Below are 312 nucleotides of genomic sequence, written 5' to 3'. Positions count from 1 at the left end.
GACTGCCAGGGCATCCACCGTGTACGCTTAGTCGCTTAACCTCACAACCCGAAGATGTTTCTTTCGATTCATCATCAAATTGCGAAAATTTGAGAGACTCGAACACACATTAACTGTGTGTCGTTTCAATTTTCAGCTTGATCCAGATTTTTAAAGAGCAAAACTTCTTAATGCACTCAAAAGTACATTCAGAAGTTCATCATTCATCAGACAATCTGTGTGAGCACTACAAAGGCAGGTTCTTTAAGGTAAGGAGGTGATCCAACCGCAGGTTCCCCTACGGTTACCTTGTTACGACTTCACCCCAGTCAT

1 rRNA gene is annotated in these 312 nt (G+C 42.6%); it reads right to left on the bottom strand.

From position 1 onward, the window contains the following. Window positions 1-249 precede the first annotated feature (249 nt). Window positions 250-312 (bottom strand): 16S ribosomal RNA (locus tag ACTJJA_RS23955); the annotation flags it as partial.

The sequence above is a fragment of the Enterobacter sp. 22452 genome, from assembly GCF_052045065.1.
GTDB lineage: Bacteria > Pseudomonadota > Gammaproteobacteria > Enterobacterales > Enterobacteriaceae > Enterobacter > Enterobacter mori.
This window is presented reverse-complemented; position numbering and strand designations above follow the sequence as displayed.